We start from the raw sequence: 21,521 nt of genomic DNA, 5'->3' as shown, positions 1-21,521 counted from the left end.
GCTCTCCAGACTTAGGGGTGAGATGAAATAACCATCTGAGATGGGCTGCCTACCGGCGTGTAGTCCGGCTCAAACTGCAATTTACCGTCGCGTTCCACGCGAAAGCGGGTGATGTTATCGCTGCGCTGGTTCATCACGTATAACCAGCGGCCATTCTGCGCCAGCGTTAGCGTGCGCGGGTAATCGCCGCGCGTCCAGACATCGTCCTGATGAGTTAGCGAACCATCGGCTTTCACCGTAAAGTGCGCAATGCTGTTATGCAACCGGTTGGCGACATACAACTGTTTACCGTCACTACTTAATACCAGCCCGGCGGCAAAACTGGTGCCTTTATACTCTTTCGGCAGCGCCGAAAAGGTTTTCCCCGGCTGTAACGTACCGGTGGTTTTGTTCAGCGCATAGTGTGTAAGCGTCGAGGCTTCTTCATTGATCAGCCACAGGCCATCGCCCTTTGGCGTGAACACAAAGTGACGCGGCCCGGCACCTTGCGAAGAGGCGCTAATAAAGGGTGGATCATTCGGCGTTAACGCGCCCGTTTTGCCATCAAACTGATACTGATAAATGCGATCCAGCCCAAGATCGGTGGAAAAGACGAATTTCCCGCTCGGATCGGCGGCGATCATATGCGCATGCGGGCCATTGTGATCGCTAATCGCAAAACTGCCTTCCACCGCCGCAGCCGGTTTCGCGGCTCCCGGTTCGCCCTGATCCTGACGCGTATCCACCGCTTCGCCGAGGCTACCATCCGCTTTAACCGGCAGCACAGCAATCGATCCGCTGACATAGTTCGCCACCAGCAGAAAACGGCCATCCGGCGTCAGCGACAGATAGACCGGTCCGGCACCGCCGGACGCCACCTGGTTCAGCACACTTAACTCGCCGTTAGCGCCAATACGCAGCGCCTGCACCGCGCCCTTTTCCACTTCGCTGGCGAGATAGAGCGTTTTACCATCCCGCGCCACCGTTAGCTGTGCCGCATTCGGCAACGGGCTGACCAGCGTTTTATTGCCAAGCGCACCGGATTGCGGATCAACGGTAAAGCGATAAAGCCCTTCGCCGTTCGGGTTGTAGGTTCCGACCCAGGCGTACTGCGTTTGTGCCATAACGCTGGTTGCCAGCAGAGAAAGTGAAACGGTGAGCAGATGACGAGCGGTAAGCATGGTGGCTCCTTACGTGACGAGGGGGTTTTCCCTCCCGTATCGGGAGGGAAGATCGTTTACTTCACCAGTGCTTTGGTCATATCCAGCAACTGGCGAACATCCGCCGGGCGCGTGTCGCCACTCGCCTTATCAATGATCGAACTGTAAATATGCGGGATTACCTTGCGGACACCCGCATCCAGCGCGATTTGCAGGATTTCACTGAAGTTGTCCAGATCAATGCCGCCGGTCGGCTCCAGCCAGAAATCATGGCGCGCACAGGCTTGCGCCACGGCGATAAATTCGTCGCGGCATCTCAGCCCGCCCATCGGGAAGTATTTAATAGAGCTGCCGCCCATATCTTTTAGCAGTGCAATGGCGGTTTCCACCGGTACAATGCCGTCTGGCGCCTGGCTGCTCAGCGGCCCGGTGGAAATTTTTACCCTTCCCGGCGTGCCGGTTGGCGAGACCAGGCCATTAACCACCGTGTCGTTCTGCCCGAGCAGCGCGCGGCTGGTCGCCACGCCGGTGAACACCTGGTTAACGTGCTGCGGTTGAACTTCACGGGAGATGGCGCTCACCATGGCCGACTGGTTTGGATCGCCTGCGCCAAGACCAACGGAAAGTGCATTATCGATACGCGCCGCGTAGTCGCGCATATCCGCTACGGCAGTAGCGACATCGGGGTAGTTTTTCGACAGCACGCCGACCAGCACATGGCCTTCCGCAGCCTCGTAAATCGCGCTGGCGTTCTCTTTGCTGCCCGCCAGCACATTCAGGCATACGCGGTCGCGGTAAAAATTCGGCGTCAGTTTCATGCATTTGTTTCCTTGTTCAGTTCTTCGGCGATGCGGCGATAAATGATCGTCAGTTGATCGGCGGTGACGCTGCGCACATCGGCTTCGATAATCCCTTCGTTGGCTTTATAACCACGGAAGTAAATGGCGTATTCCCCCTGTTTGAGGGCGCTGACCAGCTCGCCGGTGGCGATACCGGTAACGGCTTCATCAAATTTGATTTCGCTGCGGGCAATATCGCGCCCGGCGCTATCCCACACCACGCGCGCACTCACGCCTTTCAGGGTGTTTAGCTGCTCAATAAACGGTGTCATTTTGGCGACCATCTCCGCCCCGCTCTCTTTGCTGGCAGAAAGATAGTGTTCAATGGCGCAGGTCAGGCCGAGAATGCCCTCCTTGCCCACTTTCATTGCGCGGCCAATGCCCGCCGTCTGGCGTTTTACCCACTCCACATACTGCGTTTTGCCGATCACCAGCCCGCTGGTTGGCCCTTCAATCGCTTTTGCGCCACTGTAGATAACGAGGTCGGCTCCGGCGCGGTAGTAGCACTGCAAATCCTCTTCGGCTGCGGCATCGACAATCAGCGGCAGATTGTGCTTGCGTGCCACCACGGCGGCCTGCTCCACGCTGAGCATGCTTTTTTGTACGCAGTGATGAGATTTGATAAAGAGGATCGCTGCCGTGCGCGGCGAGATTGCCGCCGCCAGTTGATCGGCAGAGCATTCATTGGCGTAACCGGCTTCTACCACTTTGCCGCCGCCCAGCGCCACCATGGTGCCTACCGGCGCGCCAAAGTTAACGTTGTGCCCGCGCGGCAGCACGATTTCGTTGTTCTCAATCGGCGTGCTGTGCAGGTTTTCCAGCAGCCAGTCACTGTCGCGCACCAGCACGGCAGCGACGGACTGGGCAATGCCGGCGGAAGCGCACGACACCACGGTCGCGCCTTCGACATCCAGCAGTTTTGCAATGTACTCGCCGGTTTTATTCACCAGGTCTTTCATTTCGAAGTAGTGATTCATGCCGCTGACTACAGCGTCGACCACTTCCGGCCGCGGCGTGGAAACGCCGAGCGCCGTCATGCGCCCGGAGGCATTAATCACCTGTTTTAAATTGTACTTATCATAAATCGAAGGCATGTTCTGCACTCCCTTGTTCGGTCATATAGCCCTTGCCCGCGCGAATGGCGGCAAGCGGCGTGAGGATCTGTTCGGCCTGTAACGTCTCGTTTTCCGCATCGGTGAACAGCACCGGCTGGCGTTTCAGGTCGAAAATGGTCAGGTCGGCGTCGAAACCCACGGCAAGACGCCCTTTATGCTGCAGGCGCAAGCCATCAGCGGCGTGGTCGGTCACACAGGCGATCACCTGCGGCAGCGACATGCCGATGGCGAGGAATTTCGCCATCACATTCGCCAGTGAGTGCACCGGGCCATCGATGCGGTTGCGGCAGTAAATGTCGGAGCTGATGGTCTGCGGCAAAATACCCAGCGCGATGGCCTGCTGTGCCACCGCAAAGCTGAAACTGGCGCTGCCGTGCCCGACATCAAGCCGCACCCCGCGCGCAATGGCGCGCGTCACCGAGGCGCGCAGCTCGCCGGAAGGCGTCAAAATGCGGTTCGGTTTGCCGTTATAGCAGTGGGTAATGATGTCGCCGGAGGTCAGCAGCTCGGCAATCTCATCGAGATTTGGCGGGTTGTTGCCAATATGCACCATCAATGGCAAATCGCCGTTTTCCTGCTGGATGACTTTGGCGCGTTGCAGCGGCGTGATGCCGTTGTCGCCGACCACGCTGCTGCTCATGCGTGCTTTCAGGCCGACAATAAAATCCGGGTGGCGTTTTATGGCCTCACGCGCAGCATTGGCGTCGATATTATTCAGGTTCGCCAGCTCGTTTTGCGCAATCAGCCCGACGCGCGAGATATTCAGCAGCGCATAGACGTCCGTAGACGCCTTACGGGTAATGGCATAGAAATCATCGATGTCATCCGCGCCGGTGCTACCGGCATCAATCACCGTGGTAACACCGGTCTGAATGCCGACGCTATCGGGCTCGTCGTGATAAATGGGTGAGTTCGGGTAACAGTGGACATGGGAGTCGATCCACCCGGCGCTGACATAGTGTTCGCCGCGTAAATCCACGCTTTTCGCCGCCGGGCCGTCGATATCGCCAAGCGCCGCGATTTTGCCCGCCGCGATGGCGATATCCGTCACCGTGTCGTCAACCAGACGCGCCCGGCGCAGGAGTAAATCAAACATGCGTATCTCCAGGAGTAACGGGCGCCGCAGCGCCCGTGGGTGTCAGAGGGCTACCGGGAAGATGGAGCCCAGCAGCATCGCGCCGAGGATCGCGCCCCCGGTGATCGGCTTCTGCCAGAGGTAAAACAGCAGCGCGCCAATCAGCGAACCAATACCAATCGGAATGGAAGCAGTCATCGCGCTGAGGATAATCAACGGGCCGAGGAAGCGGCCGGACGCATTACCCGCGCCCATCATCACGTCTGCGCCGTAGGTGGAGTCGCTCTGGTTGATGGTGAACTTACGCGCCAGGATAATCAGGTAGCCAATCGCCAGGCCGATGATCAGCCCGGTAGCCAGCGAAGCCGCAAAGTTCGCCACCGGGAAGACAAAGCCAGCGCCGAGCAGCAGCGCCGGCACGCCAAGCCCCACCCCGGTCTGGATAGCGCCGCCGATATCCAAAATCCCTACCAGCGAACCTTCGATAATGCGGGCAAACAGGAAGCTCGCGCCAAACGCCGCCACCGCGCCGTAAACGCCGGTATCCATGCCGGAACGCAGCATCGAAACAAACGCCACTTCGTTAAACGCGCCAATGCCGTACAGGTAGTACATGTGTGTCCCGGCGAACACGCCGGAAGAGAGCAGGCCGACGAAAATCGGGAATGACCAGTCGGCGTACCAAAAGCCTTTATTCTGTTCCATCTCGGTTCCTTATTTGCCGCTGAGCGAGTTGTGGATAAGCGACAGCCAGTCCGGCGCGCTCAGGTGGAAGGACTCGATCATTTTCAGATCAAAGCCGCGGAAGAACGCACTCAGCACAAACAGAGCGACAATCGCTGTCATCATCACTTTGGTGACGCGGTTCCAGCCGCTCTCTTCCACACCTTTACCAATCAGAATGCCCAACACCAGGCCCGGTACGGCGTTACCCATAATGAGCTGCGCCGCGCCGCCAAAAACGGTCGCCCAGAAACCGGATTTCTTGCCTGCATCAATTGCCGCCAGCCAGAAAATCACCGGCATCACGGTGTTGACCAGCAGGTTCGCGGCCGGAACCAGCACTTTCACCGCCGTCACCTGCAACGCCGCCGGAACGGAGGAAGCAGTCAGGTTGAGGAAGGTGACGACCACCATGCCGATCAAGCCGCAGGCGATAGCCATCTTTTTCGGATCGTGCAGGGTTTCGCCCACGTTGCGGTTTTTCACCATCAACGCAGCAGCGCCCCAGTTCGGAATAATGCGGTGATCAACGTCCTGGGTGAACGACCCCGCCGCAACGGATGACGCCCAGGCGTTAAAGAAGAAACCCAGACCAAAAGAGAAGTGCGAAGCCGGGTCCCCTTCGCAGGAGTTCAGTTCGCCCAGTGTACGAAACGCGCCCATCCCTTGCGTGGTCGGCGCATGGAACATGCGTGCAGCCCCTGCGCCCACGCCGACGCCCACCAGGCCGCCGATAATGAGCGATTTTATTAGTATGATTAAGAACATCAGTCTGCCCTCTTCTACCCTGTGATAGTGATTTCTGGGGTATGCGGTGAGTTATTGCGTGACGAAATCCACTTTATCGAGATTGATGGCGGTCACGTTGACGGTGACGTCCAGCTCCACGCTGTACGTGCGTCTTATACGGCGCAGAAAGAGGAACAAAAACGCCTCTTTGCGCGTCGTTTCCTGCGCCTGAACAACCTGCACGTCCTGTGGCTCAATGCGCAGTAAAATGTGCGGCGACGTTTTCATCACCGCGGCCTGAACATGGTTCAGCGCATCGGCGAAGGCGCGCGCTTTCGCATCGCCCTTGCCCTTTACCCTGACCGTGGTGGTGAACTGTTCTTTCATGGTTATGCGCCGTATTTTTTCTGCCACGCCTGCACCAGACGCTCGCCTAACTCTTCTTTGTCCATAAAGCCAAAGCCCAGCACGTTGCAGCCTTCGTTAATCGCCGTCACGCCCTCTTCCACAGAACGCATGCCATATTTGGCTTTGTAGCCATGTTTGTTTTGCGCGGTGATTGCGCCCGCGCCGCCGCTGCCGCAAAAGGAGATGCCAAAAGTGGCGTTTTCCGCTTTCATCACGTCGCCAAGTTTCATATCCGCCGCCACGCCCGGCACGACCACCGCGCGGCCGCCCGCTTTTTCTACACCGGCCGCCACTTTCTGGCCTTTCCCCAGACGGTCGCCAATCACTACGGTAATCTGTTCCATTGTTCGCTCCTTAAAGGTTGTCTTTCGCCACTTCGAAATGCACCGACAGCAGCCAGGCTTCTTCTTCCGGAAGGTTGCCAAAAGCCGCCACGACGTCGCGGGCAAGGTTCATGGAATCCGCCGAGATCTCATCAAACAGGCTGGCATCCACTTCCGGTAGCGGTTCGCCGGTTACCGACCGGTGCGCCATCGCGCGGACATGAGAGGTCAGCATCTGTTGCTGCACCGCGTTCGGCGTAATGTTCTGAGAACTGAGTAAGGCATACACCTGCTTCAGCATGCGTTCAGCGAGGGTTGCCGTTTGCGCAGCCTGCTCCGCGTCGTTTATTACCGCTCCGTTATTCACTCGTCGTACCCCGTTAATGGCTTCGGAATAAAACTAACGTTGCAGGTTAAGAGTTTGTAGCGAGGAGTTTTCCACTTCGAAGTGGAAACGCGGAAGGCTTTAGTGATCTGCGCCGCAAAATGAGGCCGTTGAGGGATTTTTCACTGTATTGCGGTCACAATTTTGACCAAAAGCGGCGGAAAAACGGCAGCCCAAAAGCACAAAAAAACGGCGGGCGGGAGAGGAAAAGTGTGAGGTGAATAAGGTTTACTTATTCCTGCCCGTGGTTCAGCGCCCGCAACAGATAATCTGTGAATGACGACACCAGCGGCAGCAACGGCCTGCCGGGTAAATGTAATAAGTGCATCGGGCGCGGCGGCGGTAAATAGCCCGGCAGTACGGCACACAGGCGACCTGCGTCGATATCCCGCTGCAACATGATGTCGGCGTGCTGCACAATCCCCAGCCCGGCCAGCGCCGCCTGGCGAATCGCCTCGCCGGAATCCACCATCAGCCGCGGGGTAATCGCCACCTCTTGCTTACCGTCCGGCCCTTGCAGCTGCCAGCTGTGATCGGATCGCCACTGGCTAAAACTGATGCAGTGATGCTGTTTCAACTCTTCCGGGGTTTCGGGCGAGCCGTGGCGCGCTAAATAGTCTGGCGATGCGGCGAGGATCATCTGGTACGGCGCCAGCGGAATGGCAATCATCCCTTCATCTTGGACAGCACCGACGCGCACAGCGAGCTGGAAACGCTCCTCAATCAGCGAGACTTTGCGATCGCTCAGCACCATTTCCGCATTCACGCCGGGATATTGCTGTAAAAAACGCGACAGAATGGGGGTTAAAACATGGTTGCCCCAGGCCACCGGCGCGCTGATGCGCAGCAGGCCAGAGACATTTTCATAAAGATGACTGGCTAACCCGTCTGCTTCGCGAACGGTGGCGAGGATTTGCAGACCATACTGGTAAAAACGCTGGCCCGCTTCGGTGAGACCCTGGCGGCGCGTGGTGCGGTGCAGCAGCTTGCAACCGGTGCGACGCTCAAGTTCGCGCACATGTTTACCGACCATTGCCGGCGTGATGCCTAACGAGTCGGCGGCGGCGGTAAAACTGCCGAACTTGATGGTGCTGACAAACGACTCAACGCATTTGAGATAATCCATTTTCCACCCGCATTCTAAACCCACTGTATCAAATGAAGATAACAACGCCCCATTTATCCGCAACAGGACGCGGGAAATAATAGCGCCATTATCGTTTATTGGGCTCTTAATGATGCAATCGCTGGTTTTCAATGAATTTGGCGCTTCAGACGTGCTCTACCTGCACAATCACGCGACGCCGCAGCCCGGCGCGGGTGAGTTGCTGGTGGGCGTTTCTGCCGCCGGGCTGAATTTTGCGGATATTTATCGCCGCCAGGGGCGCTACCCGCTGGCAGGAAGCGCCCCCTGGGTTGCCGGATATGAAGGCGCCGGCCAGGTGATTGCCGTGGGGAGTGGTGTAAGCGGCTGGCAGCCGGGGGATCGCGTGGGTTTTGCCGATGTGCCACTGGCGCACGCCAGCCATATTGTGGTGGCGCAGGAACACGCCATCCGCCTTCCCGACTGGCTTTCTGAAACGCAAGCCGCGTCGATTCTGTTGCAAGGCTTAACCGCAGATTATCTGGTGCATGATGTGTTACCGGTGCTACCCGGCATGCGTGTCGCCGTGCTGGCCGCCGCTGGCGGCGTGGGCAGCCTGCTGACGCAAATGCTGGTACACCGGGGCGCACAGGTGTTCGCTGTGGCTTCTAACCAGATCAAGCAGCGCCTCTGCCTGCGTAACGGCGCAGACGCCGCCGCCGATTACGACTCATGGCCTGAACAGGTTCGCGCCTGGCATACGCCGGGTTGCGATATCGTGTTTGATTCGGTTGGCAGCACGCTGCAACAAAGCCTGGACAGCCTGAAAGATGGCGGGCGCGTTGTGCTATTCGGTATGTCCGGCGGCACGATCCCCACGCTGGATCCGGCGCAGTTTTTGTTGCGTTCCACCGGCGTTATCGGTGCCGATCTGTGGACTTATCTGACATCGCAACAAGAGCGGCAGCGTCGCGCCGACCGCCTGTTGGCTCTGCTGGAAGCAGGGCATATCAAATTGCCGGAGGTGACATCTTTTCCGCTCTACCGGGGTAAAGAGGCGCATGATTTGCTGGAAAACAGAGAGTTTAGCGGGAAGGTGATTTTGATCCCCTGACATAACGCGTTTTAAAAATGAAACAGCACCAGGGAAGCACATAATAAAAAGCGGACACCGGACATTCCGGCCGAGAAGCTGAAGTAAAAAGCGGGGCGATTGCCCCGCTTCGTTTAACCTGATACCGAATTAACGATATTTCTTGTGATACGTATTGCGGGTATCAATGAACCCTTTGGCAGCATCCTGCGCCTCTTTCACTTTGCCTTCGTTAGCCAGTTTCAGCGCGCCGTCAATCTGCCCGACCAGCACATCAAAGCCGTGACGATAATCTTTCATCTCCGCGCTATCTGCCGCTTTACCTTCCAGTTTCGGCGGCGTCGCTTTTTGTGCATCCAGCGCAGCGGTACGCATTTTGGTTAATGCATCTTTCATCTCGCCAGCGTCGCTGGTTTTCTGCACCACTTTCAGATTGTCATTCAGGGTGCCCATATCATCTTCGAGATCGGCGGCGAACACCGACGATCCAACAAACAACGATGACACAGCAAGGATCGCTAACAGGTTTTTACGCATTGCTCACTTCCTTTTTTATTATTCACGCTAAAGGCGCAGCTCTGTACGCCACGGAGTTATTGTCCGGCGATTTTCATCTCCGGGAGTAACACTGAACCACACTGAATATTGCTACGGTGTTCGATATCGTCACCAACGGTAACGATATTACGCCACATATCTTTCAAATTTCCTGCAATGGTAATTTCGCTCACCGGGTACTGGATTTCACCATTTTCTACCCAAAAACCGGACGCACCGCGCGAATAATCACCGGTAATGCCGCTTACGCCCTGGCCCATAAGCTCGGTGACCACAAGCCCGGTCCCCATCTCTTTTAGCATCTGTTCGAAGCTCAAACCGCGTCCGGCAATGCGCCAGTTATGAATGCCGCCCGCATGTCCGGTGCTTTTCAGCCCCAGCTTACGCGCGGAATAATTGGTCAGCAGCCACTGCATCAGCACGCCATCTTTCACGATATCGCGGCGTTCGGTACGCACGCCTTCGCTGTCGAACGGTGAAGATGCCAGCCCTTTAAGCAGGTGCGGATGTTCTTCAATAGTCAGCCATTCCGGCAGGATCTGCTTGCCGAGATAGTCCAGCAGGAACGTCGATTTGCGGTAGACAGAACCACCGGCAATCGCCCCCACCAGGTGACCAAACAGGCCGGTCGCTACTTCATGGCCGAAAATGACCGGCGCTTTCATGGTCGGCAGCTTGCGCGGCGACAGGCGGGACAACGTGCGACGCGCACACTCTTCGCCCACCCACTCCGGCGTTTGCAGTTCGTTAATATCACGGCTGATGGTGTAGGCGTAATCGCGCTCCATGTCGCCATTCTCTTCGGCAATCACGCAGCTCGACAGCGAGTGGCGCGTGGAGCAGTAGCTTTGCAGCATGCCGTGGCTGTTACCGAAGACTTTAATGTCGTAATGGCTGTTGAAGCTGCCGCCTTCGGTATTATTAATGCGTTTATCCGCTTTCAGCGCCGCCTGTTCGGCGCGCGCGGCCCATTCGATGGCTTCATCCGGCGTCACTTCCGCCGGGTGGAACAGGTCAAGATCGGGTGCCTCAAACGCCAGCAGCTCTTTATCTGCCACGCCCGCGTAAGGGTCAGGCGAAGTGTAACGCGCGATATCGAGCGCCGCCTGTACGGTGCGGGCAATCGCGTCCGGGCTGAGATCGGTTGACGAGGCGCTGCCTTTACGGTTCTGGTGATAAACGGTTATCCCCAGAGCCCCATCGCTGTTAAATTCGACATTCTCCACTTCGCCGTAGCGCGTGCTCACGCCGATCCCGGTGGTTTTGCTGACAGCCACTTCCGCACCGTCCGCTTTTCCGGCAGCTAATTCCAGCGCTGTGGAAACCGCCTCTTCCAGCGTTTTGCGTTGTTGTGCAACTTGTGTGATTACTTTCATTGCCAATGCCATAATTGAGGGAGAGATTCTTTGAAGTCTAACAGAGAACCGTTTTTCAGTGCGCGCCTTAACTGGTAACATTAGCCTCTTTTTTTAAGGAGCCTGAGATGACAAAGCAGCCCGACGACTGGCTCGACGACGTGCCCGGTAATGATATTGAAGACGAAGATGACGAGATCATCTGGGTCAGTAAGAGTGAAATTAAGCGCGATGCTGAAGAGTTAAAGCAGCTCGGCGCGGAAATGGTCGATCTTGGCAAAAACGCGCTGGATAAACTCCCGCTCGACCAGGATCTGCGCGACGCTATTGAGCTGGCGCAGCGCATTAAGAAAGAGGGTCGCCGCCGTCAGTTGCAGTTGATCGGTAAAATGCTGCGTCAGCGCGATGTCGATCCGATTCGCCAGGCGCTGGATAAGCTGAAAAACCGCCACAACCAGCAAGTTGCCTTTTTCCACAAGCTGGAGCAGATCCGCGATCGCCTGATTGAAGAGGGTGATGATGCGGTGCCAGAGGTGCTGAACCTGTGGCCGGATGCTGACCGCCAGCAGTTACGTTCGCTGATCCGTAATGCGAAAAAAGAGAAAGAAGGGAACAAACCGCCGAAATCCGCGCGTTTAATCTTCCAGTATCTGCGTGAACTGGCTGAAACCAGCGAGCAATAACCTTTCTGCATTATCCCTCTCCTGCGGGAGAGGGCTTTTCCCGCTTCCCTTTTCCTGTTTCATTTATTCCCTTCTGAACGCGATCAAAATTTAGCTGAATCGTTAAAGCTAAAAACGTTCTCTATCACATATTTATCGCACATATGTCTTTCATTTCATAAATAAATGCGATCAATACCAGCTATTTTCATTCTCATCCTCGCTCATTTTCACCAAATGAAACGGATCACATTTTCTCCCCTGCGCAAAACGTAGATTTCAGCCGTGGTGCAAATAATCGATTCAGCTAAAAAGGACGAAATGATGAAAAAAACTGTAATGCTTTCCGCACTTGCCCTGCTTGTATCCGCTCCGGTAATGGCGAAAACCTGGGTGCTGACAAGTGCTGAAGGCGGCGTTGAGCAGGGAAACTGGCGCATCAGCAGCGATCAGCTGAATATCAAAGATCAGCAGTTCAGCATTGAGCAGGTGGTACTGCATGGTGGCAAACAAGAGGGCAGCAAAGTTATCAAACTGAGCAGTAAAAACGGCCTGACTATCGCGCTGAGCCCGACGCGCGGGATGAATTTACTCTATGCAGACGGTTTTGGCGTGCATATGGGCTGGAATTCACCGGTAAAAGAGGTCGTTAACCCGGCATTCATCAATCTGGAAAGTCGCAATGGCCTCGGTTGGCTGGAAGGTTTCAACGAGATGGTGGTGCGCTGCGGTTACGAGTGGACCGGCCATCCAGTAACGGCGGACGGACAGATTTACACCCTGCATGGCAAAGTCGGTAACACGCCCGCTTCGCAGGTTTCTGTCGATGTTAGCGAAACGGTGCCATATGAAATTCGCATTCGCGGATTGGTGAAAGAGAGCACCTTCAAAAAAGCGGATCTGCAAACGGAAATGGAGTTGCGCTACATTCCGGGCAGCAACAGTTTCAGCCTGCATGACGTGCTGACCAACCATGCTGACTATCCGCACGATTACCAAATCATCTACCACAGCAACTTCAGCAAACCGATCCTTGAACAGGGCGCGCGCTTTATTACGCCGTATGAAAACGTCAGCCCGTTCAATGATTACGCTAAAAAAGGGCTGAAAGAGTGGCAAACCTACGCCGGGCCAACCAAGGGCTTCGACGAAATGGTGTTTAATATCAAGCCGCTGGCCGACGCCAGTAAACAGACTGTCGCGGCACTGCTCAACAAGGCCGGAGATAAAGGCGTGGCGATTAGCTACAACACTGAACAGTTGCCGGTGCTGACGCTGTGGAAAAATACCGACACGGAAAAACAGGGCTACGTCACCGGTATCGAGCCGGGCACCAGCTACGCCTACCCGGTGACCATTGAGCGTGAACAAAAACGCGTGAAACAGTTGCAACCAGGCCAGAGCACCCGCTTCGATTTAACCTATACGTTGCTGCACAACAGCGGTCAGGTGGCTGAAGTAGAAAAACGCGTGCAGGAAATTCAGGGCAGCAAAACCCCGCAGTCGATTGAAACGCCGATGGCGAAAGAGTAACGCGCAGGCATAAAAAAACCGCGCCAGGTTGTGGGCGCGGTTTTTTATTTTACTCAAGGCAATCAGGCGTTTTCAGCAGCGAGTTGCGCTTTTTTCGCCAGCCCGTCGAGCAGTTTCTGGTGGATACCGCCAAAGCCGCCGTTGCTCATCACCAGAATGTGATCGCCCGGCTGGGCGCTTTTGACAATCATCTCCGCCAGCGTATCTACATCCGCACTCCAGTACGCAGGCTGTACGCAGGCATCCGCCACTTCCGCCACCTGCCAGGGAATATGCGGCGGCTGCAGCAGGTACACTTCGTCGGCACGTCCCAGCGACGGAGCCAGATCGGCTTTGCAGATGCCCATTTTCATAGTGTTCGAGCGAGGCTCCAGCACGGCGATAATTTTCGCCGTGCCGCCCACTTTCCCGCGCAGCGCCGCGAGGGTTGCCAGGATTGCCGTCGGGTGATGGGCAAAATCGTCATACACGGTCACGCCATTGGCTTCGCCACGCAGCTCCAGACGACGACGCGCATTGATGAAAGAGCCCAGCGCGTTCGCCGCATCTGCCGGGGCAACGCCAACATGACGCGCGGCGGCAATCGCCATCAGGCCGTTATGCATGTTGTGCTCGCCCACCAGACCCCAGTTCACCTGGCCTACGCATTCATTATCCAGCCACACTTCCCAACTGGAGGCGTCAGTATTCAGTTTTTTCGCCTGCCAGTGGCCCTGCTCGCCCACCAGTTCCTGCTCGCTCCAGCAACCCATCGCCATCGTCTGTTTCAGGTTGATGTCGTTTTCCGGCCAGATGATTTTCCCCTGCCCCGGAACGATGCGCACCAGGTGGTGGAACTGTTTCTGAATCGCTTTCAGGTCATCGAAAATATCCGCGTGGTCAAACTCAAGGTTATTGAGCACCAGCGTGCGCGGGCAGTAATGGACAAATTTGGAGCGTTTGTCGAAGAAGGCGCAGTCATACTCATCGGCTTCAATCACGAAGAACGGGCTATCGCCCAGACGCGCAGAGACATCGAAATTGCCCGGTACGCCGCCAATGACAAACCCCGGTTTGTAACCGCAGGCTTCCAGAATCCACGTCGCCATCCCGGCAGTGGTGGTTTTGCCGTGCGTACCGGCAATGGCGACAACCCAACGGTCGCGCAGCACAAAGTCATGGAGCCATTGCGGGCCCGACATAAACGGAATGTTCTTTTCCAGCACCGCTTCCACACAGGGATTACCGCGCTTCATCACGTTGCCGATGATGACCAAATCCGGCGCCGGATCGAGCTGGCTGGCGTCATAACCTTCAATCAGTTCAATCCCTTGATTCTCAAGCAGCGTGCTCATCGGCGGATAGACACTGTCGTCCGAGCCCGTTACCTGGTGTCCCAGCGAGCGCGCCAGCATTGCCAGCCCGCCCATGAAAGTGCCACAAATCCCCAATATATGAATGCGCATACGTCGTTATCCTTTCTTAAACTGGCGCACATTTTACTCATATGTTTACGCCCAGAGAAATGCATTTCAGGATAATCCGTAGGTAGCTGGCGCGATTCACCTGTGCGCGGACTTTTGAATGTTTGTTAGTATTGTTGCATGACCTTCGCGTTTTCGTTTGCGAAAGCTCTGGCTGTTACGGCGTTAGCTGTTTACTATCCGGAACTTGCTGTGAGCAGCAACCTGAAAACCACAGGCTACAATCGCTTTACTCCATCATGAAAAATGCAGGGAAAGTGTTATGAAAACGTTAGGTGAATTTATTGTCGAAAAGCAGCATGAGTTCTCGCATGCAACGGGTGAACTGACTGCTTTGCTGTCGGCGATAAAACTGGGCGCCAAGATCATTCATCGCGATATCAACAAGGCCGGTCTGGTCGATATCCTGGGTGCAAGCGGTGCTGAAAACGTGCAGGGCGAGCAGCAGCAAAAACTCGACCTGTTCGCGAACGAAAAACTGAAAGCCGCACTCCGCGCCCGCGATATCGTGGCTGGCATCGCCTCTGAAGAAGAAGATGAGATCGTCGTTTTCGAAGGCTGCGAACACGCAAAATATGTGGTGCTGATGGATCCTCTGGATGGTTCCTCCAACATCGACGTTAACGTCTCCGTTGGGACAATTTTCTCCATCTATCGCCGCGTAACGCCAGTCGGCACGCCGGTCACCATGGAAGATTTCCTGCAACCGGGCAACAAGCAAGTCGCCGCTGGTTATGTCGTTTACGGTTCGTCCACCATGCTGGTTTACACCACCGGCTGCGGCGTACACGCCTTCACTTACGATCCGTCACTTGGCGTGTTCTGCCTGTGTCAGGAGCGTATGCGCTTCCCGGAGCGTGGCAACACGTACTCTATTAACGAAGGCAACTACATCAAATTCCCGCAGGGCGTGAAGAAATACCTGAAGTTCTGCCAGGAAGAAGATAAAGCGACCAACCGCCCTTACACCACGCGCTACATCGGTTCGCTGGTGGCGGATTTCCACCGTAACCTGCTGAAAGGTGGGATCTACCTCTACCCAAGCACCGCCAGCCACCCGGAAGGGAAACTGCGTCTGCTGTACGAATGCAACCCGATGGCGTTCCTCGCGGAACAAGCGGGCGGCAAAGCCAGCGACGGCAAAAACCGTATTCTGGATATCCAGCCAGAAAGCCTGCATCAGCGTCGTCCGTTCTTTGTCGGCAACGAGCACATGGTGGATGACGTAGAACGCTATATGCGTGAGTTCCCGGACGCGTAATCAGCCGGGCAAAACGAGAAAAGCGCCACGATTGTGGCGCTTTTTTTTAGCGTACGAAGGTGCGTTTGACGCGCTCGGACACCACAAAATAGGGGATCCAAATCGCCGCGCTTATTACGCTACGAAGCAGTGAGCTTACGGTATCGTAGACATACGGCACATCAAACACCTGATGCGCCAGCCATACATCTACGCCATGAAAGGCAATCCATAACAGCAGAAAACCAATGTAAAAACGCGGAAGCAGACGTTTCTTGCGAAAGAACAGGCTCCCGACGAAGACCGTGTAGGCGAACATTACCCCGTAGAATACCAGTTCGAAAACGAGCATCCCTTTTTGTCCACCAACGAGCACGCTGTAATGCTCCATCACCACTTTGAGCGTCGCGCTGAAAGAGACAATCACGCTGAGCAGCGACAGCACCAGCCCAATAGCAGGAACAAACAGCCAGCCGCGAATTTTTTTAAACTCGCGCGCCTCGCACTCCGCGCAGAAATCACTCTCTTTCAGCGCATCCTTATCGCATTGAATACAGGTTCCCATGTCGTTGCCTTTCGTTATCCCTGTGTCTGTAAACGGAATGATGCCATTGCCTGCAACAATTCGCGCGACTGCTCTTCCAGCGAACGGGTTGCCGCAGAAGATTGCTGTACCAGCGCCGCGTTTTGCTGCGCGGTTTCATCCATCTGGCTGACGGCGATATTCACCTGCTCAATACCGCGGCTCTGCTCCTGCGACGCATTGGCGATTTCGCGCATCAGTTTGGTCATGCGCAACACTTCTTCGGCGATTTCGTCCATCGTTTCACCGGCCTGCATCGCCAGATCGCTGCCTTCAGAGACCTGCGCCTGCGAGCTGCTGATCAGCGCCCGGATCTCTTTCGCCGACTCGGCGCTGCGGCTGGCAAGGTTACGCACTTCACCGGCGACCACCGCAAAACCACGCCCCTGCTCACCCGCGCGTGCGGCTTCAACGGCGGCGTTCAGCGCCAGAATATTGGTCTGGAAAGCAATGGCGTCAATCACGCTAAGAATGTCGGCGATGCGATCGGAACTGGCGGAGATATCGCGCATTTTTTCAATTACATAGCAGACCATTTCGCTGCCGCGATCGGCGGTATCGGAAACGGTCTTCGCCAGTTTATGCGCCTGCTCGGCGTTGTCGGCGTTCAGTTTCACCGTGGCGGTGATCTGCTCCATGCTGGCCGCGGTTTGCTCCAGCGATGTGGCGGTAGATTCCGTACGCTGCGACAAATCGATGTTGCCCGCCGCCAGTTCACGGCTGCCGGTATCAATTTGCGAGCTGGCATCACGCACGCGGGTGACCGAACCCACCAGCGACTGGCGCATCTCTTCAATGGCCGCATTCAGCCGGTTAAATTCTTTGCTACTGACGTCGGTTTTCAGGTAGGTCAAATCCCCTGCCGCCACCTGTTCCAGTTGCTGAATAGACGTATCCAGCGGCTTGAGCAGTAAATGGCGCAGCGCCAGCCAGGCCAGCACGATGATCCCGGCCACTAGCAACGCCACCACCAGAATCAGCAGCATAACGCCGTTTTTGCTGCTCTGAACGGCGCTCACTTCCGCTTTGCCGCGCACTTCGCCCCATTTCTGGAAGGCCTGCATGTCGTTGTCGAACTGGCGGGAGATAGGGATAAGTTTGTTTTCCAGCAGATCGTAATAGGCATCGGCGCTCTGTTGGTTGAGCGCATCCTGCATTGGTTTAATGCCCTGATTGACATAATCGCCGTAGCTTTTCGCTAACGCCGCCAGCAGTGCAGAACCTTGTTCGTCATCAACGCCCGCCTTAATCACACCAGCAAGCGATTGCTCACCCTGTTCAATTTCGCCATTGATCATCTTTACCGATTTGGCGGCATCGTCCAGCAAACCAACTTCCATCATGCGCACGGCCTGACCCGCTTCATTACGCGCACGCAGGATCAGCGTGTAGCCTTCGCTCAGGCGCGCCATCTTTTCACCCTGAAGCTGGCTAATTCGCTCCAGCGATGAGGAACTTTTATTGAGTGCATAAACTCCGATGCCGCTAACCAGCAGCAGGAGAAACGTCATAACAGCCAGCAAAGAAAGTAAACCAGTACGGATCGAAAGCGTTTTAAGCATGATGTGAATCCCGGTAGCAGCGATACTTTTTGGCGTAAATTAAGCCGATTCGTCAGTTATCGACCGCCACCGGAATTACTTTAGGGAAAAATAGTCATTTCAATATGTTATTACTTTGTTGCCGTTGTGCTAACGCGTGTAACAGGTGAGCTTTGGCGATTCTCCCACAGCACCGTTAAGCCACGTTGCAACGCGATAAAAATAAACAACAGGATGCCGATGGCAATCTTGGTCCACCAGGAACTGAGCGTGCCATCGAAGTTAATATAGGTCTGGATAAGCCCCTGAATACCCACGCCAAACAGCGTGCCGAGCACTGTGCCGACGCCGCCACTCAGCAATGTGCCGCCAATCACCACCGAGGCAATGGCATCCAGCTCAACCCCCACCCCCGCCAGCGCGTAACCGGCCTGGGTGTAAATGGAGAAGACAATCCCCGCCAGCGTGGCCAGCCCGGTCGAGAGCATATAGATACGAATGGTGGTACTGCGCGTTGAGATACCCATCAGGTTCGCGGAAGTGGCGTTACCGCCAATCGCGTAGACTTCGTTGCCAAAACGAGTGCGGTGTGCGAGGAAAATACCGATTACCACCACGAACAGCATCAGCAGCCCCATTGCGCTCAAACGTCCGCCGCCGGGGATCATCCATGCCATGCTGGAGAGCGAATCATAAATCGGGTGATTAATTGGAATTGACTCTTCCGACAGCAGGTAGCTGACGCCGCGCAGGAAAAACATCCCCGCGAGGGTGATGATAAACGCCGGGATTTTTAACGCGTCGATCAGAAGCCCCATAAACGCGCCAAACGCGGTGCCCATCAGCAAAATTAACGGGAATGCCAGCAGCGGCGAGATGCCCCAGTCACCAATGGCTTTCGCCAGAAAAACGCCGGTGAAAGCGATCACCGAGCCGACGGACAAATCAATGCCGCCAGAGAGGATCACGAAGGTCATACCAACGGCGATAATCCCCAAAAAGGCGTTATCCGTCAGAATGTTGCAAATCACGCGCGTCGACGCAAAACCGGGAAACTGCGTCAGGCAGTAGAGGTAGCCGAGCACAAACACGCCCAGCGTTATCATCAGCGGTAAATTACGTTTTATCATGACCGCGAGCTCCTTTAATCAGCGCGATAAAGCGCGGCGACTGAACAATCAGCACGCACATCACCACCACCGCTTTCACCACCTGGTTGAGTTCCGGCTGGAAGCCGGAGAGCAAAATGCCGGTGTTCATACCCTGAATAATCAGCGCACCCACCACCGACAGCACAAGGTTGAAGCGCCCGCCCATCAGCGACCCGCCGCCGATCACCACCGCCAGAATCGCGTCTAATTCTAGCCACAGCCCGGCGTTGTTGGCATCCGCCCCGCGAATGTCCGCCGCGACAATCACCCCGGCTATCGCCGCGCACACGCCGCTCAACACATAGGTCAGCATCACCACAACACGGGTATTCACACCGGCGTTTTTCGCCGCGCGAATGTTAATGCCCACCGCTTCAATGAACATGCCGAGCGCGGTTTTGCGCGTGAACACCCAGAACAGCACCAGCGTAACCAGCGCGATAATCACCGGGGTTGGGAATAGCAGCAGCGAACCGCTGCCCAACCAGGCCAGCGACGGGGCGTTAAAGGTGACAATCTGCCCGGAGGTGATCAACTGTGCGACGCCGCGCCCGGCGACCATCAAAATCAGCGTGGCGACAAACGGCTGGATCTTCAAAATCGCCACCAGAATGCCATTCCATAAACCGGCCAGCACACCGGTGCCAATCGCCGCCAGAAGCACCACCGTCAGGCTGTATCCGGCAACCGTTAACGACGCGGCCGTCGCCCCGGCAATCGCCATCACCGCCCCGACCGACAGATCAATACCGCCGGTGGCAATCACCAGCGTCATACCAATGGCCAGCAGCGCCACCGGCGCGGCGCGGTTAAGAATGTCTATCGGGCTACCGAACAGGCGACCATCCTGTAATACCACCTGATAAAAATGCGGCGCGACCAGGCTATCCACCACCAACACCAGCAGCAGCGCTATCAACTGCGGCGTTCCGGTCGGCCAGTTAAAACGGCGCGTTGGCGGCGTCGTTTGGCCAAGTGATTGAGGCATCACACTCTACTCCTTACGCCGCAATGGCATTCATGATCGCCGGAACGGACAACTCAGCGAGCGGGATCTCCGCCACCTGTTTACGATCGCGCATGATAATCACCCGATCCGCATAGCCGACCAGCTCTTCCAGTTCGGACGAAATAACCAGCAGCGCGAGACCATCGGCGCAGAGGGTTTCGATCAGGCGAATGATCTCCGCATGCGCCCCCACATCGATACCGCGCGTTGGCTCATCGAGGATCAGGAATTGCGGGCGCGTCAGCAGCCAGCGTGAAAGCAGCACTTTCTGCTGGTTGCCGCCGGAAAGAAACTCGATCGGCTGCTCGGCGCTCGGTGTGCGAATGCCAAGCTGGCGAATGAAACGCTCGGCAATCGCGTTCTGCTCTTTGCGTGGGATTGGCCGCAGCCAGCCGCGCTGCGCCTGTAACGCCAGCACAATGTTTTCCCGCACCGACGCGGCGGCAATAATGCCGTCAGTTTTACGGTCTTCCGGGCAAAAACCGATGCCCAGACACGAAGCCTGGTGTGGCGAACGTAAAGATTGCGACTTGCCTTTGATGGTCGCGCTGCCGCTGTCGGCGGGTTTAATGCCAAAAATCACTTCGGCGGTTTCGGTACGCCCCGATCCTAACAACCCGGCCAGACCGACAATCTCACCGGGGCGCACTTCCAGATCGAACGGCGCGATCACCCCTTTTTTGCCGTAACCATTGAACGCCGCCACCGGTTTTTCACTCAGTAGCGTGCGCCCGGCACGTTGCAGGGCGTTGCTTTCCAGCTCGCGGCCCAGCATCATTTTAACCAGCTCGATTTGCGGCAACTCACTGGTCGGTTTGCAACCGACAAAACCTCCGTTACGCAGCACGGTGATGCGGTCACTGACTTCATACACCTGATCGAGAAAGTGGGTGACGAAGATCAGGCTGACGCCCTGATCGCGCAACTGGCGCATCAGGGTAAACAGCATCTCCACTTCCTGGGTATCGAGGCTGGCGGTGGGTTCATCAAGGATCAGCACTTTGGCAGAGAGATCGATAGCGCGACAGATTGCCACAATCTGCTGCATCGCCACCGAATAGCGGTTAAGTGGCTCGCGCACATCCAGTGAAAAGCCGTAGGATTCCATCAGTTCAGTCGCGCGCTTTTCCATCTCTTTACGACGCAATAAACCAAAACGCCGGGGTTCGCGACCAATGAATAAATTATCCGCCACCGACATATTCGGCAGCAGGTTGACTTCCTGGTACACCGTCCCGATGCCAAGCTGCTGGGCGTGGGCGGTATTTTTCGGGTTGATTTGCTGGCCTTCCAGCCATATAGCGCCTTTATCGGCGTGGTAAACGCCGGTTAACGCTTTGATTAGTGTCGATTTTCCCGCGCCGTTTTCCCCGAGCAGGGCCATGATTTCGCCGCGGCGCAGGCTGAAATCCACGTTATCGAGCGCTTTTACGCCGGGAAAGAATTTACTTAAGCCTTCGGTACGCAGGATTTCCTGGTGTGCTTCCGCGTTCATTGTTGACCCCTTACACAT

General features: G+C 56.1%; 22 protein-coding genes. 4 read left to right on the top strand and 18 right to left on the bottom strand.

Features of this window, described 5'->3' with window-relative positions:
- Positions 1-11: 11 nt before the first annotated feature.
- The 10 genes from M8Q36_RS08545 to M8Q36_RS08500 form a co-directional block, all read right to left on the bottom strand.
- Positions 12-1,160, bottom strand: coding sequence for a lactonase family protein (locus M8Q36_RS08545; protein ID WP_249880594.1), 1,149 nt, complete (start codon positions 1,158-1,160; stop codon positions 12-14).
- Positions 1,161-1,216: 56 nt separating this feature from the next.
- Positions 1,217-1,957, bottom strand: coding sequence for a 2-dehydro-3-deoxy-phosphogluconate aldolase (gene dagF, locus M8Q36_RS08540; protein ID WP_249880593.1), 741 nt, complete (start codon positions 1,955-1,957; stop codon positions 1,217-1,219).
- Positions 1,954-3,072, bottom strand: coding sequence for a DgaE family pyridoxal phosphate-dependent ammonia lyase (locus M8Q36_RS08535; RefSeq protein ID WP_249880592.1), 1,119 nt, complete (start codon positions 3,070-3,072; stop codon positions 1,954-1,956). The genes dagF and M8Q36_RS08535 overlap by 4 nt, the downstream gene beginning before the upstream one ends.
- Positions 3,056-4,189, bottom strand: coding sequence for an amidohydrolase/deacetylase family metallohydrolase (locus M8Q36_RS08530; RefSeq protein WP_249880591.1), 1,134 nt, complete (start codon positions 4,187-4,189; stop codon positions 3,056-3,058). Before M8Q36_RS08530 ends, M8Q36_RS08535 begins: the two co-directional genes overlap by 17 nt.
- Positions 4,190-4,231: 42 nt before the next feature.
- Positions 4,232-4,873, bottom strand: coding sequence for a DUF4310 family protein (locus M8Q36_RS08525; RefSeq protein ID WP_249880590.1), 642 nt, complete (start codon positions 4,871-4,873; stop codon positions 4,232-4,234).
- Between the two features lie 9 nt (positions 4,874-4,882).
- Complete coding sequence (locus M8Q36_RS08520; RefSeq protein ID WP_017459108.1) at positions 4,883-5,659, bottom strand: DUF4311 domain-containing protein; 777 nt, start codon at positions 5,657-5,659, stop codon at positions 4,883-4,885.
- A gap of 51 nt (positions 5,660-5,710) precedes the next feature.
- Positions 5,711-6,007 (bottom strand): DUF4312 family protein, encoded by a 297-nt coding sequence (locus M8Q36_RS08515; RefSeq protein WP_020456289.1) that lies wholly within the window; start codon positions 6,005-6,007, stop codon positions 5,711-5,713.
- A gap of 2 nt (positions 6,008-6,009) precedes the next feature.
- The gene (locus M8Q36_RS08510) at positions 6,010-6,372 is read right to left on the bottom strand and encodes an SFCGS family glycine-rich protein (RefSeq protein WP_020456288.1); all 363 of its coding nucleotides are present in this window, start codon (positions 6,370-6,372) and stop codon (positions 6,010-6,012) included.
- Positions 6,373-6,382: 10 nt separating this feature from the next.
- Positions 6,383-6,718: a glycine dehydrogenase gene (locus M8Q36_RS08505; RefSeq protein WP_020456287.1), complete on the bottom strand. Its 336-nt coding sequence runs from the start codon at positions 6,716-6,718 to the stop codon at positions 6,383-6,385.
- Between the two features lie 250 nt (positions 6,719-6,968).
- Positions 6,969-7,862: a LysR family transcriptional regulator gene (locus M8Q36_RS08500; RefSeq protein ID WP_249880589.1), complete on the bottom strand. Its 894-nt coding sequence runs from the start codon at positions 7,860-7,862 to the stop codon at positions 6,969-6,971.
- Between the two features lie 109 nt (positions 7,863-7,971).
- On the opposite strand from M8Q36_RS08500, the gene M8Q36_RS08495 reads away from it, so the two are divergent.
- On the top strand, positions 7,972-8,934 hold the full coding sequence (locus M8Q36_RS08495; protein ID WP_249880588.1) for a quinone oxidoreductase family protein: 963 nt from the start codon (positions 7,972-7,974) through the stop codon (positions 8,932-8,934).
- A 129-nt stretch (positions 8,935-9,063) separates the two neighbouring features.
- Here the strand turns inward: M8Q36_RS08495 and cybC are convergent, their stop codons facing one another.
- Together cybC and pmbA are read right to left on the bottom strand one after the other, a co-directional pair.
- A complete protein-coding gene (gene cybC / locus M8Q36_RS08490; RefSeq protein WP_020456284.1) occupies positions 9,064-9,450 on the bottom strand; it encodes a cytochrome b562 in 387 nt (128 codons plus the stop codon).
- 56 nt (positions 9,451-9,506) lie between these two features.
- Positions 9,507-10,859, bottom strand: a complete 1,353-nt coding sequence (gene pmbA / locus M8Q36_RS08485) for a metalloprotease PmbA (RefSeq protein WP_249880587.1) — start codon at positions 10,857-10,859, stop codon at positions 9,507-9,509.
- Between the two features lie 95 nt (positions 10,860-10,954).
- Here pmbA and yjgA point away from each other — a divergent pair, with 95 nt between their 5' ends.
- Together yjgA and M8Q36_RS08475 are read left to right on the top strand one after the other, a co-directional pair.
- Positions 10,955-11,509, top strand: coding sequence for a ribosome biogenesis factor YjgA (yjgA, locus tag M8Q36_RS08480; protein ID WP_249880586.1), 555 nt, complete (start codon positions 10,955-10,957; stop codon positions 11,507-11,509).
- A 303-nt stretch (positions 11,510-11,812) separates the two neighbouring features.
- Entirely contained in the window at positions 11,813-13,021 is a 1,209-nt protein-coding gene (locus M8Q36_RS08475) for an aldose 1-epimerase family protein (protein ID WP_249882739.1), read from the top strand.
- A gap of 62 nt (positions 13,022-13,083) precedes the next feature.
- Here M8Q36_RS08475 and mpl read toward each other — a convergent pair whose 3' ends face one another.
- A complete protein-coding gene (mpl, locus tag M8Q36_RS08470; protein ID WP_249880585.1) occupies positions 13,084-14,466 on the bottom strand; it encodes a UDP-N-acetylmuramate:L-alanyl-gamma-D-glutamyl-meso-diaminopimelate ligase in 1,383 nt (460 codons plus the stop codon).
- A gap of 280 nt (positions 14,467-14,746) precedes the next feature.
- Here mpl and fbp point away from each other — a divergent pair, with 280 nt between their 5' ends.
- Positions 14,747-15,745 (top strand): class 1 fructose-bisphosphatase, encoded by a 999-nt coding sequence (gene fbp, locus M8Q36_RS08465; protein ID WP_249880584.1) that lies wholly within the window; start codon positions 14,747-14,749, stop codon positions 15,743-15,745.
- A gap of 46 nt (positions 15,746-15,791) precedes the next feature.
- Here fbp and M8Q36_RS08460 read toward each other — a convergent pair whose 3' ends face one another.
- From M8Q36_RS08460 to ytfR, 5 genes are all read right to left on the bottom strand, one after another.
- Positions 15,792-16,289: a DUF2569 domain-containing protein gene (locus M8Q36_RS08460; protein WP_249880583.1), complete on the bottom strand. Its 498-nt coding sequence runs from the start codon at positions 16,287-16,289 to the stop codon at positions 15,792-15,794.
- Between the two features lie 14 nt (positions 16,290-16,303).
- Complete coding sequence (locus M8Q36_RS08455) at positions 16,304-17,869, bottom strand: methyl-accepting chemotaxis protein (RefSeq protein ID WP_249880582.1); 1,566 nt, start codon at positions 17,867-17,869, stop codon at positions 16,304-16,306.
- 110 nt (positions 17,870-17,979) lie between these two features.
- Positions 17,980-18,978 carry a galactofuranose ABC transporter, permease protein YjfF gene (gene yjfF, locus M8Q36_RS08450; RefSeq protein ID WP_017459122.1) on the bottom strand — a complete coding sequence of 333 codons (999 nt, stop codon included), beginning with the start codon at positions 18,976-18,978 and terminating at the stop codon, positions 17,980-17,982.
- On the bottom strand, positions 18,965-19,990 hold the full coding sequence (ytfT, locus tag M8Q36_RS08445; RefSeq protein ID WP_249880581.1) for a galactofuranose ABC transporter, ATP-binding protein YtfT: 1,026 nt from the start codon (positions 19,988-19,990) through the stop codon (positions 18,965-18,967). Before ytfT ends, yjfF begins: the two co-directional genes overlap by 14 nt.
- 10 nt (positions 19,991-20,000) lie before the next feature.
- A complete protein-coding gene (gene ytfR / locus M8Q36_RS08440) occupies positions 20,001-21,503 on the bottom strand; it encodes a galactofuranose ABC transporter, ATP-binding protein YtfR (protein ID WP_020456275.1) in 1,503 nt (500 codons plus the stop codon).
- Between the last annotated feature and the right edge of the window lie 18 nt (positions 21,504-21,521).

The sequence above is a fragment of the Kosakonia sp. R1.Fl genome, assembly GCF_023516815.1.
In the GTDB taxonomy this organism is placed as follows: Bacteria; Pseudomonadota; Gammaproteobacteria; order Enterobacterales; family Enterobacteriaceae; genus Kosakonia.
Note: the sequence above shows the minus strand (reverse complement) of the source record. Positions and strands in the feature narration are given on the sequence as shown.

What these genes read in the sequence shown, in the direction of transcription:
- M8Q36_RS08545 (WP_249880594.1), bottom strand. Translation starts at nt 1,160, where the DNA reads ATGCTTACCGCTCGTCATCTGCTCACCGTTTCACTTTCTCTGCTGGCA.
- dagF (WP_249880593.1), bottom strand. Translation starts at nt 1,957, where the DNA reads ATGAAACTGACGCCGAATTTTTACCGCGACCGCGTATGCCTGAATGTG.
- M8Q36_RS08535 (WP_249880592.1), bottom strand. Translation starts at nt 3,072, where the DNA reads ATGCCTTCGATTTATGATAAGTACAATTTAAAACAGGTGATTAATGCC.
- M8Q36_RS08530 (WP_249880591.1), bottom strand. Translation starts at nt 4,189, where the DNA reads ATGTTTGATTTACTCCTGCGCCGGGCGCGTCTGGTTGACGACACGGTG.
- M8Q36_RS08525 (WP_249880590.1), bottom strand. Translation starts at nt 4,873, where the DNA reads ATGGAACAGAATAAAGGCTTTTGGTACGCCGACTGGTCATTCCCGATT.
- M8Q36_RS08520 (WP_017459108.1), bottom strand. Translation starts at nt 5,659, where the DNA reads ATGTTCTTAATCATACTAATAAAATCGCTCATTATCGGCGGCCTGGTG.
- M8Q36_RS08515 (WP_020456289.1), bottom strand. Translation starts at nt 6,007, where the DNA reads ATGAAAGAACAGTTCACCACCACGGTCAGGGTAAAGGGCAAGGGCGAT.
- M8Q36_RS08510 (WP_020456288.1), bottom strand. Translation starts at nt 6,372, where the DNA reads ATGGAACAGATTACCGTAGTGATTGGCGACCGTCTGGGGAAAGGCCAG.
- M8Q36_RS08500 (WP_249880589.1), bottom strand. Translation starts at nt 7,862, where the DNA reads ATGGATTATCTCAAATGCGTTGAGTCGTTTGTCAGCACCATCAAGTTC.
- M8Q36_RS08495 (WP_249880588.1), top strand. Translation starts at nt 7,972, where the DNA reads ATGATGCAATCGCTGGTTTTCAATGAATTTGGCGCTTCAGACGTGCTC.
- cybC (WP_020456284.1), bottom strand. Translation starts at nt 9,450, where the DNA reads ATGCGTAAAAACCTGTTAGCGATCCTTGCTGTGTCATCGTTGTTTGTT.
- pmbA (WP_249880587.1), bottom strand. Translation starts at nt 10,859, where the DNA reads ATGGCATTGGCAATGAAAGTAATCACACAAGTTGCACAACAACGCAAA.
- yjgA (WP_249880586.1), top strand. Translation starts at nt 10,955, where the DNA reads ATGACAAAGCAGCCCGACGACTGGCTCGACGACGTGCCCGGTAATGAT.
- M8Q36_RS08475 (WP_249882739.1), top strand. Translation starts at nt 11,813, where the DNA reads ATGAAAAAAACTGTAATGCTTTCCGCACTTGCCCTGCTTGTATCCGCT.
- mpl (WP_249880585.1), bottom strand. Translation starts at nt 14,466, where the DNA reads ATGCGCATTCATATATTGGGGATTTGTGGCACTTTCATGGGCGGGCTG.
- fbp (WP_249880584.1), top strand. Translation starts at nt 14,747, where the DNA reads ATGAAAACGTTAGGTGAATTTATTGTCGAAAAGCAGCATGAGTTCTCG.
- M8Q36_RS08460 (WP_249880583.1), bottom strand. Translation starts at nt 16,289, where the DNA reads ATGGGAACCTGTATTCAATGCGATAAGGATGCGCTGAAAGAGAGTGAT.
- M8Q36_RS08455 (WP_249880582.1), bottom strand. Translation starts at nt 17,869, where the DNA reads ATGCTTAAAACGCTTTCGATCCGTACTGGTTTACTTTCTTTGCTGGCT.
- yjfF (WP_017459122.1), bottom strand. Translation starts at nt 18,978, where the DNA reads ATGATAAAACGTAATTTACCGCTGATGATAACGCTGGGCGTGTTTGTG.
- ytfR (WP_020456275.1), bottom strand. Translation starts at nt 21,503, where the DNA reads ATGAACGCGGAAGCACACCAGGAAATCCTGCGTACCGAAGGCTTAAGT.